Below are 16442 nucleotides of genomic sequence, written 5' to 3'. Positions count from 1 at the left end.
AAAAACAATGGACGGATTTGATATTACTCAGGAAAATACAACAGATGATAAACGAGAAATCATAAAGCAAAAGCTCCGCCAATATTATGATGGCCGTATTGTACGCAAGGATTTAACAAAGTCCGTTCGTGAAGGAGCTAATGTTCCGGTCTATGTACTGGAATATCTTCTCGGACAGTATTGTAATTCCGATGATCAGGAGATTATTGACGAGGGAGTAGACAATGTTAAGCGTATTCTGCGTGATAACTATGTTCGCCCGGATGAAGCACAGAAGATATTGTCACTTCTTCGAGAGAGAGGAAGCTATACAGTTATTGACAGGATCACAGTAGTGCTTAATACAAGGGAAGATCGGTATGAGGCAACATTCTCTAACCTCGGAATTAAGAATATTCCTATCAGTGCTGACTATGTGAAGGATTATGACCGCCTGCTATGTGGCGGTATCTGGTGTATTCTCCAGCTTGACTATGAGTTTATCGAGGAAGATAAGAAGAATACACAGCCTATCCGCATTAGAAAGCTGACACCTATTCAGATGCCACATGTGGATATGGATGAAGTAAAAAATGGTCGTAATGCATTTACTAAGGAAGAGTGGATGGATATTCTGCTTCGCTCTACTGGTATGGAACCGGACAAGCTTTCTGACAGAGCTAAATGGTTATTGATTGCCCGTATGATTCCGCTTGTGGAGAACAACTTTAATCTGTGCGAATTAGGACCACGTTCTACAGGTAAATCATACATATATGAGCAGATTTCTCCAAACAGTATCCTTGTAGCTGGAGGACAGACAACTGTTGCAAATTTGTTTTATAACATGTCTAACAATACAGTAGGTCTTGTCGGAATGTGGGATGTTGTAGCATTTGATGAGGTTGCTGGTATCAAGTTTAAGGATAAAGATGGTATCCAGATTATGAAGGGATACATGGCATCAGGTGCATTTTCCCGTGGTAAAGCTGAGATACAGGCAAAGGCATCTATGGTATTTGTGGGAAATATTAATCAAAGTGTGGAGACTTTACAGAAGACATCAAGTTTGTTTGATCCATTTCCGCCTGAAATGGGTACGGATACGGCATTCCTTGATCGTTTCCACGCATATATACCTGGATGGGAGATTCCTAAGTACAGACCGGATTCATTTACAAATGATTATGGGTTTATCACAGATTACCTGTCAGAGTTCATGCGCGAGCTTCGTAAGGATAATTACAGTAATATTGCAGAGAAATATTTCAAATTAGGAAATAATTTAAATCAGAGAGATGCCATTGCTGTTCGTAAGCTGATTTCTGGATTTATAAAATTACTTTATCCGGATGGCGACGTCAGCAAGGAAGAAGTTGCTGAGATCATGGATATTTCACTTGAACTTCGTAGACGAGTAAAAGAGCAGCTTAAAAAGATTGGTGGAATGGAGTTCTATGATGTGAACTTCTCTTATATAGACAATGACAGTTTTGATGAGCATTTTGTATCTGTACCTGAGCAGGGCGGGGGAAAGATGATTCCTGAAGGTATGGGTAAGCCGGGATGCTTATATACAGTTTCAAAGTCAAAGACTGGGATGATAGGATGTTACCGCTTGGAAACCCAGATGATGCCAGGAAATGGCAAGCTGACATGCACGGGTATAGGTTCAGGTAAAGAACCGAAGGAAGCAACAAATACAGCGTTTAATTATTTAAAGGCAAATGGTAAATCAATATCTGGAAATATTAGTACAACAACGAAGGATTATATCATCAACTATCAGGATATGCAGGGAATTGGAATGACTGGTAGTCTTGCGTTGCCTACACTGATAGCTATTTCATCGGCAGCACTTAGCAAGCCACCAATCAGTAGCCTTGCGGTACTTGGCGAAATTAGCATCGGTGGAACACTTATTAAGGTGGAAGATTTGGCAAGTACATTGCAGGTTTGTCTCGATAGTGGAGCTAAAAAAGTACTTCTTCCAATTACATCAGCAGCAGACCTTGGAACAGTGCCATCTGACTTAGTTGGAGCGTTCAGTCTGATATTCTATTCTTCTCCGGAAGAAGCAGTTTATAAAGCCTTGGGCGTAGAGTAAAGAAGGTGATGAGTTATTTTTGAGCAGGATTTTGAAGCAATGCTTCGACAGTATGAAAATTCAATAAATGATAAGCGACAGTTTACCGCATTAGTTAAAGATATATTTCCAGAAGAGGCAAAGAATATCAATCTGATTCTTATGGCATACAACATGGGAATTGCACAGGATATTCAGAAGGCGAATCTGCTCAATAATACATTTGCTTTCCGGTACGTGAAGCAGTTGATGGATGACTATGGCATCAGCAGAGTGAATGCAGATTGGATCGTGTCAGTATGGTGTTCTTGTTATGGTAATAAAGTGCTTGGAAAAGCCTGTGACATTTCAGTGCAGAAGCAGGGCGGTGGTCCAGCGATAAAAGATAATAAGTCATCTTCGGGAAAATCATATGGAGATTTATTTGTATATGAGAAAAGTTGCAGAGGCAACGGACTGGCTGTAATCGGATTCCGTGGAGATAAGAATCAGACGATTATATTTCAAAATAGGTCTGGAAATGAAAATGTTATAGAGATTGCGGATAACAGTTTTAGCAAATCTTCCATAGAAGAGGCAATTCTGACGGAAGGCTTTAAATACATAGGACTAAATGCTTTTTTTGACTGTGAGAAATTGCATCAGGTGGTATTGCCAGTCAGCGTAGAGGAGATTGAAAACTCAGCATTTGAAAATTGCAACAGTTTAAAATCAATCTCATTGCCGATACTGCTTAAGACAATCGGAGATGCAGCCTTTAAAGGAACCGGATTACGGACACTTGATATTCCAAAGAGTGTATTCTGGATAGGTGATGATTTATTGGCAGAGTGCCAATCACTGGAACATATTAAGATACCGGATAACATTGCAAGGATAACTGACAGAATGTTTATGAATTGTTGTGGATTGAAGAAGGTGGAGCTGCATGAAAAATTGAATGTGATTGGTGAACGAGCATTTTTCGGCTGCTCCAGTCTGGATTTTATTATAATTCCAGATAGTGTACATCAGATTGGTCAGGATGCTTTTAAGGGGACGGATGATATGTTTATTGTGCAATGCTCCTTTGGTTCTTTTGCAGAGCAGTATTGCAGGAAAAATAAGATTAAGTATCAGCTGGTCTAAGTGTCGCATGTAAGGCGACACTTAGACAAACATGATACAGTATACTCTACGTATAGAAATGAGGTGAGTGGTATGGGATTGTTAGCAGATATCTTTGGTACAGGCAACAAAGTACCGACAATAATATCAATTCTTCCGGTGGCTGCTAAGCAGGAGATAGAAGCTGGCAGGTTACCGATTCTAAACACAGATCAGCTTTTTCTAAAAAAAGGTGAGAAAATCCACTTTATTGACAAGGCGATAAACCTTGAGATAAAAACGGTTAAGCAATACCAGCATGTAGGGCATTCAGGTCCTGGATTGTTTAAAGGTAATCGATACAATGTTGGAGTTGCTAGGCCGATAGAACGTACAGAATTGGTACAACATAGAGGAATCTTATATGTGACGAATCAAAGAATAGTATTTCAGGCGTCGGAATGGGGATTTGATAAGACTTATAGGTATCTGACAGCGATAACCCCATACATAGATGCATGTGAGATGCAGTTTGGAAATAAAACTTATAATATGATCGTGGCAGATGGCAATTTATTATATCAAGCCTTGCAGCTTGTGAAACAAAGGAGGCAGATACCATAATGGACGGACAGTTGAAGAATGGAATGATAATGACTTCGGAAAGCGGGAATAAGTATAAAATTATTAGTTTGCTTGGCGCAGGTGGACAGGGTGAGGTATATGATGTCGAATGTAACGGAAAACATTATGCGATGAAATGGTATTTCAAAGGAAGCGCAACTGCGAGACAGAAAAAAATGCTTGATAATATAATTGCGAAGGGATCTCCTGATTCCAGTTTTTTATGGCCGATGGAACTGATAGTGCCAAACCAGGGATCTTTGTTTGGTTACATAATGCCTCTTAGACCAAAGAGTTATAAGAGTATAGTGGATTTGATGAAGAAACGAGTAAATCCATCCTTTTATGTTATATGTAGAACAGCATTTAATCTGACAAAGGGATATCAAAAACTACATGGAATGGGTGCAAAGTATCAGGATATTTCGTTTGGAAATCTATTTTTTGATCCGGATACTGGGGATGTATTAATATGTGATAATGACAATGTTTCTTTTGATAATTCCAAACCGGGAGGTGTGTTAGGAACTCCTGGATTTATGGCACCTGAGATAGTAAGAGGTGAGAAGAGACCATCGCGAGAGACGGATAGATATTCACTTTCGGTATTATTGTTTTATCTGTTTATGGTGAATCATCCTTTGGAAGGAAGATTGGAAGCCAATATAAAATGTATGGATTATGCTGCGAGAGTGAAACTGTATGGTACGGATCCTGTATTTATTTTTGATCCAGATAATAAAACAAACAGACCAGTAAAAGGCATTCATGATAATGCGAATATTTACTGGCCAATGTATCCAGAGAAGCTTCGGAAGATGTTTACAAAAGCATTTACGGTGGGGCTTACGGAACCTAACAAACGAATAACAGAGCCGGAATGGATGAATCTATTTGCAAACATGATGAGTGGAATGTTGAAGTGTTCTTGTGGCGCAAGAAATTTTTACGACGAAGAACTAGAGAAAAATGGTGCTGCACATGTATGCTGGCATTGCCAGCAGGTGGTCCCAGTCCCAGCAAAGATTATTATTGGAAAAAACATAATAATTCTAAATGCAGGAACTAAGTTATTACATCATCACTTATATGGTGATTATGATATGGATACGGTTGTTGGGTCTGTAGTACAGAATCCAAAGAATCCTGCATTGTGGGGTATTAGGAATGAAGATGAAGTGAACTGGACCTACGAAAAATCGGACGGAACCCAGATTCCAATTGAAATAGGCAGATCAGCAGGCATTGCAAAAGGCGTAAAGATTATTTTCTCTGATGCAGTTGGAGAATTCAAATAAGGTTATTCAAGGAGGATAAATAATATGGATGAGTTACAGAGACCAGGTGGAGAATTAGCAAGTAGACCATTACATTTCTTTTGGGTAGTGGATTGTTCAGGTTCAATGATCAGTGATGGAAAAATGGGAATTGTAAATAATGCGATTCAGGAGTGTATACCAGCTATGGAATCAGAAGCAGACAATAATCCAAATGCGCAGTTGCTTGTAAGGGCACTTCAGTTTTCTACGGGTGCAAGTTGGATTACAGCAAGCCCTGTTCCTGTGGAAAGCTATGGATGGGAACCACTTGATGCTGGTGGAGTGACAGATATGGGAAAAGCATTTGAACTTTTGGCAGCTCAGCTGTCTATACCACCTATGCCCGCCAGGGCATTGCCACCAGTCATTGTACTTTTGTCTGATGGACAGCCTACAGATGATTATAAAAAGGGGCTTGAGAAGTTGAAAAAGCTTCCTTGGTTTAAGAAGTCGGTCAAGATCGCAATCTCGATTGGAAGGGATGCGGATGATGATGTTCTTGTTGAGTTTACAGGAAATCGGGAATTGGTATTGCAGGCAAATAATCCTACGGCTCTTGTAAAAATGATCAAATGGGCCTCAACAACAGCTTCTATGGTATCGGCTCCATCAAGTAAACCTGTGAATGTTGATGATGCTCCGAATGTTGATGGTCTGGCAGGTAGTGGTGATCCTTTTGCTCCTGCGAACAATTCTGCACCTTTGATTCTTGATATGAGTAATATTCCAAATCCTGATGATTTTGATGAGGGAGCTGTTTGGTAAAAGGAGGCAGTAAATGAAACGTTTAATTTGTGGTGAAAGCGTAAAAGGCGCTACTCACGAAAGAAATGGTTTGCCACTCCAGGATTCAAAGAGAATAGAAGAGGTTTCAGATCATATTACAATTTTATCTGTAGCAGATGGACATGGTAGTGATAAGTGTCCAAGAAGCGACAGAGGTTCACTTATGGCTGTGAATGCGTTTTGTGATGTAATGAAGAAGTATTTGCATGGATACGGTCAGACTCAAGAAGGAATGGCTGAACTTGTGACGGTACTTAATAGAGAAGGCGACACAAGATTTGCTCAGGATGTGTGTGATGATTGGCAGGTCCGTGTAAAGCAGTCATTTTACAAAAATAAGGATTCATCTTTGATTGAGGCAGATAGTCACATTAATTGGGATGGAGTTTACTCGTTGTATGGAACTACTCTTTTAGGAATGTTAATAACAGATACGTTTGTATTTTCTTTCCAGATTGGAGATGGTGATATTACTGTTATTACTAATGATGATATATCACCGCTTGTAGAACCTGAGAAATTCCTTGGTACAGAAACTCATTCGCTATCTAAGGCTGATGCATGGAGAAAATCAGTAGCTTCAGTAAGAAGAAAAGATGTTGAATCAGATCAGCCATATCTTTATATGCTTTCAACAGATGGATTTGTAAATAGTTATGCCAGTGATGAAGATTTTAAGAAAACATGTAGAGATTATTACAACATGATAGGTAAATATGGATTTGATGCAATAAAGGGTAATCTGGCAAAGTGGCTTAAGGAAACAAGTGAGCTTGGCTGTGGTGATGATGTAACGGTTGTTATGGCGTATTTTGCAAAGTAGGTGATTTTATTTGGAGAAACCAATCATTAGTACAAGAAGTGGCGAACCGGAGGCACGGATAGCTTTGTGCAAGTGTAAAGAGGCAAAGGGAAATATATATGGTGTTAGGTTTCAACGTGCAGACGGGGGCTGGAAGTACACATGGGCTTTTGAGATGAAAGAAAGTTCAGCGAAAAGAGAAGGATATGACAATACGCAGATAATGGGTAATATCTATCCAGATGATAATTATCCGGGATGTCCATATTGTGGAACCAGATATTTTGTTGTTTGTGGAAATTGTCAGCATTTAAATTGTAACATTAACACTGGCGAGACGTTTACTTGTGACTGGTGTGGTAACACTGGTACATTAGGTGGATTTGGCGGAGATGGAATTGCATCGGGAGGAGATAGAGGTTGATAGTAGACAGATATTACTACAATCAGCTGAATAAAAACGAGCAGATAATATATAGATGCTTTTATCAAGGGATAATGGATCGAAAAGACATTATCCCTATTCCTGTAAAAGGAAGGATGACTCAGGAGGTATTTAACAGGATATTTGAAGCAATGACAAGAGATAATCCGCTGATTTATTATCTGAATCAATCTACTTGCAGTCTTGCAACTGATGTGTTGGGACATACTGCGATATGTCCACAGTATTTCTTCAGCAGAGAGCGAATCCATGAATATAATCGAAAAATAGAAAAGGCAGTAAATGAACTGGCTGCGGATTTAAAGCTGCAAGAAGGAACTGAGTACGAAAAAGAACTAAAAGTACATGATTGGCTATGTAACTTTGTTTCGTATGACTATGATGGGGCAGATATTAATGATCCGGTGAGATTTATGGAGGCTCATAATATTGTAGGTGTTTTTGCTCATCATCGAGCCCAGTGCGAAGGAATAGCAAAGGCAGTAAAGGTACTGTTGAATGCAGTGGACATCAAATGTATTGTCGTCACAGGTAAAGCTGATGGCAATGGTCAGAACGGACCTCATGCATGGAATATTGTTAACATAGATGGAAAAGCATATCAGTTAGATATTACATGGGATATTGGCGCTGGTGGGAAAAACAAGGATAGAATGGCTTATGATTATTTTAATCTTACAGATGGGATGATGTATATGGACCATACACCTGACGGTAAGCTTCCAATATGTAATTCGCTGGATATGAATTATTTTAGAAATAACAAACTGGTCTTCAACTCGAAGACCAGATTATTAGCATATATTGATTCCTTGTTGAAAAAAGGAGAAATGGACTTCTATTTTCAGCTGGAAGGACGATTAAAGATGAAAGATATCTTGAAAGATATTAGTGATTTATCCATGAGTGTTATGACAACGAAGGGGAAGAGAAATGTTAGAATTCAGCATATACCAAATGAGAAACTAGGGATATGTTGGGTTAGGATAAAATAATGGAGGGGATACTCTATGTGGCATACAACTGAATTAATAGGTGCTTTTAAGGATATAACAAATAGATATGGGTATGGCATTTACCAAAATAGAAAGTTGAGTGTGGCTGTTTGCAACGATTTGCTTGCCGAATATGATACAGAAAAGAATATTGTTCAGATGCTTTTTCAAGCCGGACTAGGAGAAACATTTATAGGAGTTCCGTATAAAAACGAACAAGAATTAAAAATAGGACTTTCTCGTGTAGAAAAATTTTTGATGGACCAGGCGATAGAAAGCGGTGTAAGAGAGGGTATTCTCGATGTTGTTAGCAGTGTATTTTCAGATGCATTACTTAGTGATACTGGAGAAAAATACAAACCAGATGTAACTAGATCCTTTTCCAATTTGCACTTCAAAATGAATTTACCTGTAATCAAAGAGTTTGCAGATAGGATAGAAGCAACCTCAAAATTTATATATACACATTCGGATACTGATGTGGAGACTATTCTCGAAAGATGTGTAATTACTGATAGATTTGGATCTGAGTTTACATCACACATGGATTACACATTGCTGAAACATGGAAAATCAAAGACGATGTCCACCACTATTCCAATGAATGATAAGAAGATATTTACTGCAAAGGCGGACATATCATTTGTATTTTTGTGCAGTAATCGTAAAAAAATAATTACTTCATATAAGATTAGTAGTTCTGGAACAACTGCATTAACTTCTGTCACTATTTATAATATGGGTGATTTGGAATATGAGAGAACTTCAGATTTAGTTCGATTACTTATGAAAGTTTCTGGAGAAGCTATAAGTCAGGAAATTGGAGATAGAGATAGTGTAATGGATCCAATGACAAATCCTGTAGTAGCACCAGTATATACATCATCAGATATTAGGGAATATTCAGATGGGTTGCATAAGGAGATTTTGTATTTAAAGCAGGGAAAGGGTAAGAGATACAAGATTGTTAATGGATCAAAACTGAATAAAAGCGATAATGGTGTTTATACGTATTCATTTGAAATGGAAACGGAGATACATTTGCCTGATGATGCACCGGTCGTTGTTGAATTAAGTGGAGGAATTAGAGCTGTTGGAACTGTGCTGTCATGTGAAGACTTTCAGTTAATGCTTATGTTGGATAGAGATATAGGAGACCGTGTTGGTTCTGCCAGAATGATGGTTGAACCTTGGAAACTATTGGAAGCCTTGGATAAGCGGATGAATTCATTAAATCCTAATGTTAATAAATTGGCAATTAGGCTTATGGAGGAAGGCCCCAAGCTTACAAGCTCTAAAGATATAAACAAAGTTCCCAAAGGTCAAGAAGCAGCCATAAAAATGCTTCAACAAGAAGACATTGTGTCAATATGGGGACCGCCGGGAACAGGAAAAACTCATACGATGGCAGAAATTGCAAAAGATTATATATATCAGGGAAAATCGGTTTTGATAGTTTCACATAGCAATGTATCAGTTGATGGCGTTATAAAACAGATTATAAAGAACCCTGATGACAGGATGAAAGATTATTTAAAGCATGGGAAAATACTCAGATTTGGGTATGTCAGAGATAATGAGCTTGCAAAACATCCATATGCAACATCGTTTACTTACACATTAAGTATGTGTAATAGCTATGCCACTGAACTTGATAGATTATTGATACAAAGAGATGATTTTAGAGTAAAGAATAAAACTCACACAGATGAATACAACAAGCTGGAATTGAAGATAAAACAGCTTAGAAGCGATATAAGAAAGGAAGAGCGCAGATATGTTGATAAGGCACAGCTGATAGGTACTACGATATCCAGAGCAACTGTGGATCCGATGTTTGAGCAAAGACAGTTTGACTTGGTGATGTTTGATGAGGTTTCAATGGCTTATGTTCCTCAGGTAATAGCTGCAGCTGCTTTGGCCAGAGATAAATTCCTGTTTGTTGGAGATTTTAGACAGCTCGCACCTATATCCCAGAATCCTTCTGCAAAAATTTTGCAAGTTGATATATTCTCATTTTTAAAGATAGTAGATGCGAATGGTGATATGTATTATCATCCATGGCTCGTTATGCTCAATGAGCAGAGAAGAATGTATCCAGAAATAGCTGCTTTTCCAAATAAATATGTATATAGTAATATGCTTGATAATCATCAGGAAGTTATTAATTCAGAAGATCTGACTAGAATAGTTAGGCGAGAACCATTATCGGGAGATGCGCTTAATTTGATTGATCTGTCAGGCTCTTATTGTGCAGCTGATAAAAATACAGACGGATCAAGATTTAACATATTAAGTGCAGTAGTATCGTTTTGTACAGCAGTGTCTGTACAGAAAAATCAGATTGAAAGTATAGGAATAATAACACCTTATGCAGCACAGACAAGACTTATTCGTGCAATGATAAAAGATTACTATAATGGTGGAACCTCTAATATAAGTTGTGCAACAGTACATCAGTTTCAGGGGTCTGAGTCTGATGTAGTGATTTTTGATGCAGTTGAAAGCTACCCTAAAAATGCAGTTGGTGTTTTGATGGGTAAAAATCAAAATCAAGTGATCCGGCTTATCAATGTAGCTGTGACAAGAGCAAAAGGAAAATTAATAACAGTTGCCAATTTTAGGTTCTGGGAGAATGTATTCAAGGGAACAAATCATATTTTTTACAGGTTGTTATCATTTGTAAAAAAAGAACACCATACGATTATAGATAATAGTTCAAAAACTTTGAAACCTTATTTGGTAAATGTTTCTCCAGATAAAATGATGGAGATTCATATAGATGAACAACAGGCAGTTAATCAATTGGCGGTAGATGTGAGAAAAGCAAAATTTAAGATTGTTGTTTCTCTTCCAAGTGGACAGCTTAAAGAAACGGAACAACAGATTTATGAGTTGTTTGATGAAGCAGATAGCCGTGGAATAGAAGTAAAGATGAAGTGTAATGAATACAAGGAGTTACCAAAGAGATGGCAGGAGTATTGCGTTGGAACAGAAAATGCAACATTTCCATTAATAGTTATTGATGATGAAATTGCATGGTATGGTTTACCAACAGCAAAATGGGTATTTAAGGTTAATAAAACAGATTCATTGGTTACGGTCGTAAATGCTATGGTCAGGATTAAAGGCAGAAATACAATAGAAATGATGAAAGCTTTGACGGACCTTGAAGTGGTAGAGATTGGGGAGAATAAAAGACCTCTGACAAAAAAGAAAGGTATGTATACAGCCCAAGAAGTAGACGACTCAAATGATACCAAGGTAAAAGTTCCTGGTTTGTGTGGACTGGCAGCATTTGTTGAAGAAAAAGAGTTTTGCCCTAATTGCAGAAAAAATATGATATTAACAAAGGGCTCCAAAGGAACATCTTATTTAAGATGCTCGGATAAATCGTGTTTAGGACGTAAATACCTCACTCCGGATTTAATAAATTGGTATATCTCTGCAAAGAATGTATCGTGTCCTAGACATGATGGAGGAGATTTAAAAGGCGGATTAAGTAAGTTTGGCCCATACATTAAATGTAGTTGCGGACATTATTTAAAACCGGATGAGATATAGACTATATATACAACAGGTGGAATGATGAATAAAGCATTAACACAGGAACAAGCCAAGATAATAAATTTTATAAAAAAATATCCGGATTCTATAACGGATCGCAGAAGGTTTGCTGCTTTAATCGCAGACATAATACCAGATAACAAGCCGTTAAAAAATGCTATCATTTTGGCATACGAAGAAAATATTATAGAAGAAATACGTTGTGGGGATAATTATTTGCAGGTAATGTATAGATGTAGCCGCATATTGGAAAATAGTACAGGATTATCTCCAAATTATGTAAAACAGGCAGTGGAAATTTTGATTTTCCTATTTGGTAAAGAAGAATGGTTCAATGATAGCATAGATCAGAATACCGATGCATGCCAGGATTTTTCGATAGATTTAGAGAGTGTAAAGAAAAAGGTATGTCAAACTGGGATTATAGAGTACGTAGAATTAAAAGGGAAAATACATATACTTAATATTGTCTGCAGTAATAATAATCTGTCAAAAAGCATTGTTCTAATTCCTGAGCGAATTGACGGATGTGAAGTGGTTGGATTATTCTCAAATTCATTGAATAGTTTAAGGTATAATAAATGTAAGTATATGGTTGTACCTAACACAGTTGTTATGATTGGTGATATCAGGGATGGATTATATTCCTCATTTGATAAATCAAAGGGGAATAGTGGTCGGATAAAGATATATTGGTCAAAATATAATTATTCAAATTATGGAGATGATTATGAATTTTATAGTGCTTGGGCTGATAATATATCTGATGAGATAGCTATCAGAGAAATGACTTCCGAAATTGTAGATTATTTGAATTCAAATAAATTTATGCTTATAAATAATTATCAGAATAAGTTTGGTTATTGGTCATATCCCCAAAATGGTATGTGGATATATAAGGACTCACTTATGTTTTATTCTGGGGACAATGAAGTGATAAATGTAAATTGCTGCAAAAAGGTTTGTAGGGGAGCGATTGCACACAATGCGGTAAAAGAAATTGTGTTTGGAGCTACTGTAACTAGATTTGAAACAAAAATGATAACAGATTGTGGACAACTAGAAAAAATAACTTTTGAGGCAGATGTTAGGTGTAATTTTAGTGAATTGGCAATTTTAAATTGTAAAGAGCTTAAATGTGTAAATTGGCCAGATATTTTTGATTTTGAGCAAATATCAATATATGCAGAATGTCCGAAACTCGGAAATATGATCAGATATAACAGGTTGTTAACATACCAAAGTAATGAGAAAGTAATAATTGTGCCACCAGAGATAGAAGTAGTGAATAATAAAGCATTTTGTTCATGTAAAAAGGCTGAGATAGTAATAATTCCTTCAGGTGTCGAAAGGGTAGAGTATGAGGCGTTTGATGGAACATCTATTAGTCACGTAATTATTGAGGGACAATATACTCAATGGGATGCACACGCACAGTCTGATTCAGTTTTATATGTATATTCGAAAAAGGATTCAAATGTCATGCATTCTGTTTCTCCATTCAAGAAATATCCTGGATTGTATATGAAAAATATATCTTGTATGGAACCCTATATATCGGATAAATATGACACAGTAGGGATATTATCAAAATGCCAGAATAGTTGTGACGGTAAAAGTGATGATGAAATGCTAGTTAAACCATATTCATGGGAAAAAGAAATTTATTATAAAAATTAGACATTATTTATGTAAGAAAGAAATTTTTCACAATCAATGAATGTATATGTATATAAAATACCATTTGGACACATGTGTCATGTGTGAATATTCTTGCTTTGTGTCATGTATTTGCTTAAACAACAATAGTAAGATCGAAATTGAAAGGAGGGCACAATAATGCAACAAGAAAAAATGGGATGCTTGCTTCGGGAATTGCGCAAAGAAAAAGGAATGACGCAAGAGCAATTGGCAGAACAGCTCGGTGTATCAAACCGATCCGTGTCACGCTGGGAAAATGGAATTAATATGCCTGATATTTCAATTTTAGTGGAAATATCAGAATTTTTTGAAGTAGGGATCCTGGAACTAATTGAAGGCGAAAGGAAACAGGAAGAAATGGATAGTAATGATTTAAAAAAAATAGCAAATTATTCTGATGAACAGAAACGTCATATTTTGAACAAAATAAATAAGAAGGATGTTGTTGGCTTAGTTTTTAGTTTTATTGCAGCATTTAGTGTATCAGCATATACGGAGTATAAATATAATATATTTTTATTGTTAACTTCGTTTGGAATAGCAACTGCTATAGCCATGCAATTTGCGAATATAGCATATACTACAGGTTTGTCTGATAAAGGGTGTCAATTTAGAAAGAGACATCCGTATATTCTTTATGCAGAGATTGTTTTGCTGATTATTCTGTTAATTTCATTGGCAATGGATATAAGGAAATTTTTAGCCATTTAATTGTGTAGTGCTTGTATTATGTGAGTAATATTGGAGAGATCCCCATGATGGGAGACCTATACCCCTAAATACGGTCTCATACCATCCAGAAATGCTTCTGTCAGGAAAGCAGACACCTTGTCGCTGCTTTCCTGACAGTTATCCACCGCAAACTTGTGCAGGATACCAACCACGCCGCCTATTGCGTATGCTACGGCGTATGAGTATTTCTCCTGGGCCAGGCCGGTCTTGCTGGATTTTTCCAGAATTAATCGCACGTATCTATGGAACATTGTCAGTGCCTTTTCCACGAAATCATAAGCCTCAGGTGTGGCAAGGATGATCATGAGAAATTTATTTGCTTTCATGTATTCGCATAGAGACCTGAAGAACTGGTGGCAGATCTCAAGATTGCCTTCCGGTTTGAAACTATTCATGATCTGAAATATTTCATCGACGATGCGGTCTTCCATGGCATTGATGAAAGCTGGCATGTCTTCATAGTGGTTGTAAAATGTGCTTCTGGTCACACCGGTGAGTTTAGTTATCTCGGACACGCTTATTTTGTTCAGAGCCTTTTGACCTGCAAGTATCTTGAATGCATCGAGAAGGTCACTTTCAGTTCTATCATATCGGGGATCGGTTGAGTTGATCATGGCTGTCTCCTTTATCTGCTGCCTGGCTTGGTGCTGCAGTTTTGTCATTATCTAATACAGCAATGTTACAACAATAATGCGTGTGAGTCTATTGTTATACGAGATTTCTTTTGATCTTTTTTGTCGAACTCTTTTCAAATGGTTCTTTTCTTATATCCAGTGCAGAGATCCTTTTGTATGTTGGCTGGTTTTTGTTGAAAGTATCAATAATTTTTTGCAATTTTTCAGAAGTTCTGTCTGCATCCATATGTTTCTTATCTACAAAATCCTGATCTGGATATATGTGAGCAGTGAGATGGTTGCCGTCGCCGGTAATGACTATTTCTGAAATAAGGGGTTCTATAGAAAGCTTTCCTTCCAGTTCCTCAGGGGATATGTTTTCACCATTTGCCAGAATGATGAGGTTCTTTTTCCTTCCGGTTATATACATGAAACCATCGGAGTCGAGATAACCAAGATCTCCGGTGCAGAGCCAGCCGTCTTGAAAAGCTTCTGCGGTCTCGTCTGGCATGTCGTAGTATCCGGACATGACGCTTGTGCCTTTTATCTGAATTTCCTCATCGACAAAACGAACAGCGCAGTTGTCCAGGAGTTTGCCAACGGATCCGGGTCTGTTGTATCTGTGATTGTTGGAGCAAATTACAGGGGAGCATTCAGTCATGCCGTATCCCTGGAGTATGTCTATTCCATATTTTTTGAATTCGGTAACATACATAGGATCCAGATATGCCCCTCCGCAGAATATATATTCCAGTTTACCGCCAAATGCTTCCTTTGCAACCAGCTTTTTAGGAAGGAGAGGGTTGACGTCTTTGAGTTTTTTGTAAATGGTTTCTACCATGAGAGGAACCATCAGCATACCAACAGGCTGAAACCGTTTCATGTTTTTCAGCATGTGTAGCAACGAGTCATTGATGCAGATAGTGGCGCCCAGTGAAATGCCCTTCATCCATTCCATTGTCAGGCAGAAGGCGTGATGTATAGGAAGAACGCTCAGAATAGTTACACCAGGTTCCAGATTTACATATACATTTTCAACATTTTGTGCGAGATTGAATTGAGACAGCATGACGCCTTTGCTTTTACCTGTTGTTCCAGAGGTATACATAAGCGTACACATTTTATCCTTATCCTGATCGGCAAATGCAAAGTCATCCGGTATGGTAATTTCGCTGCGGAGCTGTTCAAATGACAAAATTGCTAATTGTGGATTTGAATCTGCACCCTCCGGACGCTCTATATCGACTTTCTTTTCCATGGTGAATACAACATTCATTCTAGGACAATCTGCTTTCAGTTCTGTTATCACATCTTTTCTGGATGCTCCGCAGAATAATGCAGTTGATTCTGATCTATTCAGAAGTTCATGTAATTCCGGAGCAGACAGGTTTGCATCCAGCGGTACAGCAGTATTTCCCGTGAAAAGTATAGCCATGTAGGCGCAGATCCATTCATAAGAGCTGCTTCCCACCAGTGCAATATGTGTTCCGCAGAGTCCATTATTTCGTAAAATGACAGCAGTTTTGCGAATATCATCCCACATATCTCCGTAGCTCTTTTCAACAATCTCTCTGTGAGACAGATATTTAACAGCTATTACATCTCTATATATCCGACAGCTTTTTTCAACAATTTCCAGAATATTTTCTTCCATATATTATATCTCCATTTCTTTTATGTGAAGCAAAATGGGACATACTCCGTCG

The 16442-nt window shown here is 37.7% G+C and carries 13 protein-coding genes; 11 read left to right on the top strand and 2 right to left on the bottom strand.

Annotated features, from left to right (window positions below):
* Positions 1-7: 7 nt before the first annotated feature.
* The 11 genes from brxL to AB5150_RS01830 all read left to right on the top strand — a co-directional run bounded on the left by brxL (position 8) and on the right by AB5150_RS01830 (position 14101).
* Positions 8-2086, top strand: coding sequence for a protease Lon-related BREX system protein BrxL (gene brxL / locus AB5150_RS01880; RefSeq protein ID WP_368291108.1), 2079 nt, complete (start codon positions 8-10; stop codon positions 2084-2086).
* A 39-nt stretch (positions 2087-2125) separates the two neighbouring features.
* Positions 2126-3193, top strand: coding sequence for a leucine-rich repeat domain-containing protein (locus tag AB5150_RS01875; RefSeq protein WP_368291107.1), 1068 nt, complete (start codon positions 2126-2128; stop codon positions 3191-3193).
* Positions 3194-3265: 72 nt separating this feature from the next.
* Entirely contained in the window at positions 3266-3775 is a 510-nt protein-coding gene (locus AB5150_RS01870) for a hypothetical protein (protein ID WP_368291106.1), read from the top strand.
* Entirely contained in the window at positions 3775-5073 is a 1299-nt protein-coding gene (locus AB5150_RS01865; protein WP_368291105.1) for a hypothetical protein, read from the top strand. Before AB5150_RS01870 ends, AB5150_RS01865 begins: the two co-directional genes overlap by 1 nt.
* A 24-nt stretch (positions 5074-5097) precedes the next feature.
* On the top strand, positions 5098-5859 hold the full coding sequence (locus AB5150_RS01860; RefSeq protein WP_368291103.1) for a tellurium resistance protein: 762 nt from the start codon (positions 5098-5100) through the stop codon (positions 5857-5859).
* Between the two features lie 13 nt (positions 5860-5872).
* On the top strand, positions 5873-6703 hold the full coding sequence (locus tag AB5150_RS01855) for a PP2C family serine/threonine-protein phosphatase (protein WP_368291102.1): 831 nt from the start codon (positions 5873-5875) through the stop codon (positions 6701-6703).
* A 10-nt stretch (positions 6704-6713) separates the two neighbouring features.
* Complete coding sequence (locus AB5150_RS01850) at positions 6714-7106, top strand: hypothetical protein (RefSeq protein ID WP_368291101.1); 393 nt, start codon at positions 6714-6716, stop codon at positions 7104-7106.
* On the top strand, positions 7103-8122 hold the full coding sequence (locus tag AB5150_RS01845) for a transglutaminase domain-containing protein (protein ID WP_368291100.1): 1020 nt from the start codon (positions 7103-7105) through the stop codon (positions 8120-8122). Before AB5150_RS01850 ends, AB5150_RS01845 begins: the two co-directional genes overlap by 4 nt.
* Positions 8123-8137: 15 nt before the next feature.
* Complete coding sequence (locus AB5150_RS01840) at positions 8138-11686, top strand: AAA domain-containing protein (RefSeq protein ID WP_368291099.1); 3549 nt, start codon at positions 8138-8140, stop codon at positions 11684-11686.
* 24 nt (positions 11687-11710) lie between these two features.
* The gene (locus AB5150_RS01835) at positions 11711-13369 is read left to right on the top strand and encodes a leucine-rich repeat protein (RefSeq protein WP_368291098.1); all 1659 of its coding nucleotides are present in this window, start codon (positions 11711-11713) and stop codon (positions 13367-13369) included.
* Between the two features lie 159 nt (positions 13370-13528).
* The gene (locus tag AB5150_RS01830) at positions 13529-14101 is read left to right on the top strand and encodes a helix-turn-helix domain-containing protein (RefSeq protein WP_368291097.1); all 573 of its coding nucleotides are present in this window, start codon (positions 13529-13531) and stop codon (positions 14099-14101) included.
* Positions 14102-14157: 56 nt separating this feature from the next.
* Here the strand turns inward: AB5150_RS01830 and AB5150_RS01825 are convergent, their stop codons facing one another.
* Both AB5150_RS01825 and AB5150_RS01820 read right to left on the bottom strand, forming a co-directional pair.
* A complete protein-coding gene (locus tag AB5150_RS01825; protein WP_368291095.1) occupies positions 14158-14736 on the bottom strand; it encodes a TetR/AcrR family transcriptional regulator in 579 nt (192 codons plus the stop codon).
* A 94-nt stretch (positions 14737-14830) separates the two neighbouring features.
* Positions 14831-16390: an AMP-binding protein gene (locus AB5150_RS01820; RefSeq protein WP_368291094.1), complete on the bottom strand. Its 1560-nt coding sequence runs from the start codon at positions 16388-16390 to the stop codon at positions 14831-14833.
* Between the last annotated feature and the right edge of the window lie 52 nt (positions 16391-16442).

Source organism: Coprococcus sp. RTP21281st1_F1_RTP21281_210402, from assembly GCF_040915325.1.
Lineage (GTDB): Bacteria > Bacillota > Clostridia > Lachnospirales > Lachnospiraceae > Coprococcus > Coprococcus aceti.
Note: the sequence above shows the minus strand (reverse complement) of the source record. Positions and strands in the feature narration are given on the sequence as shown.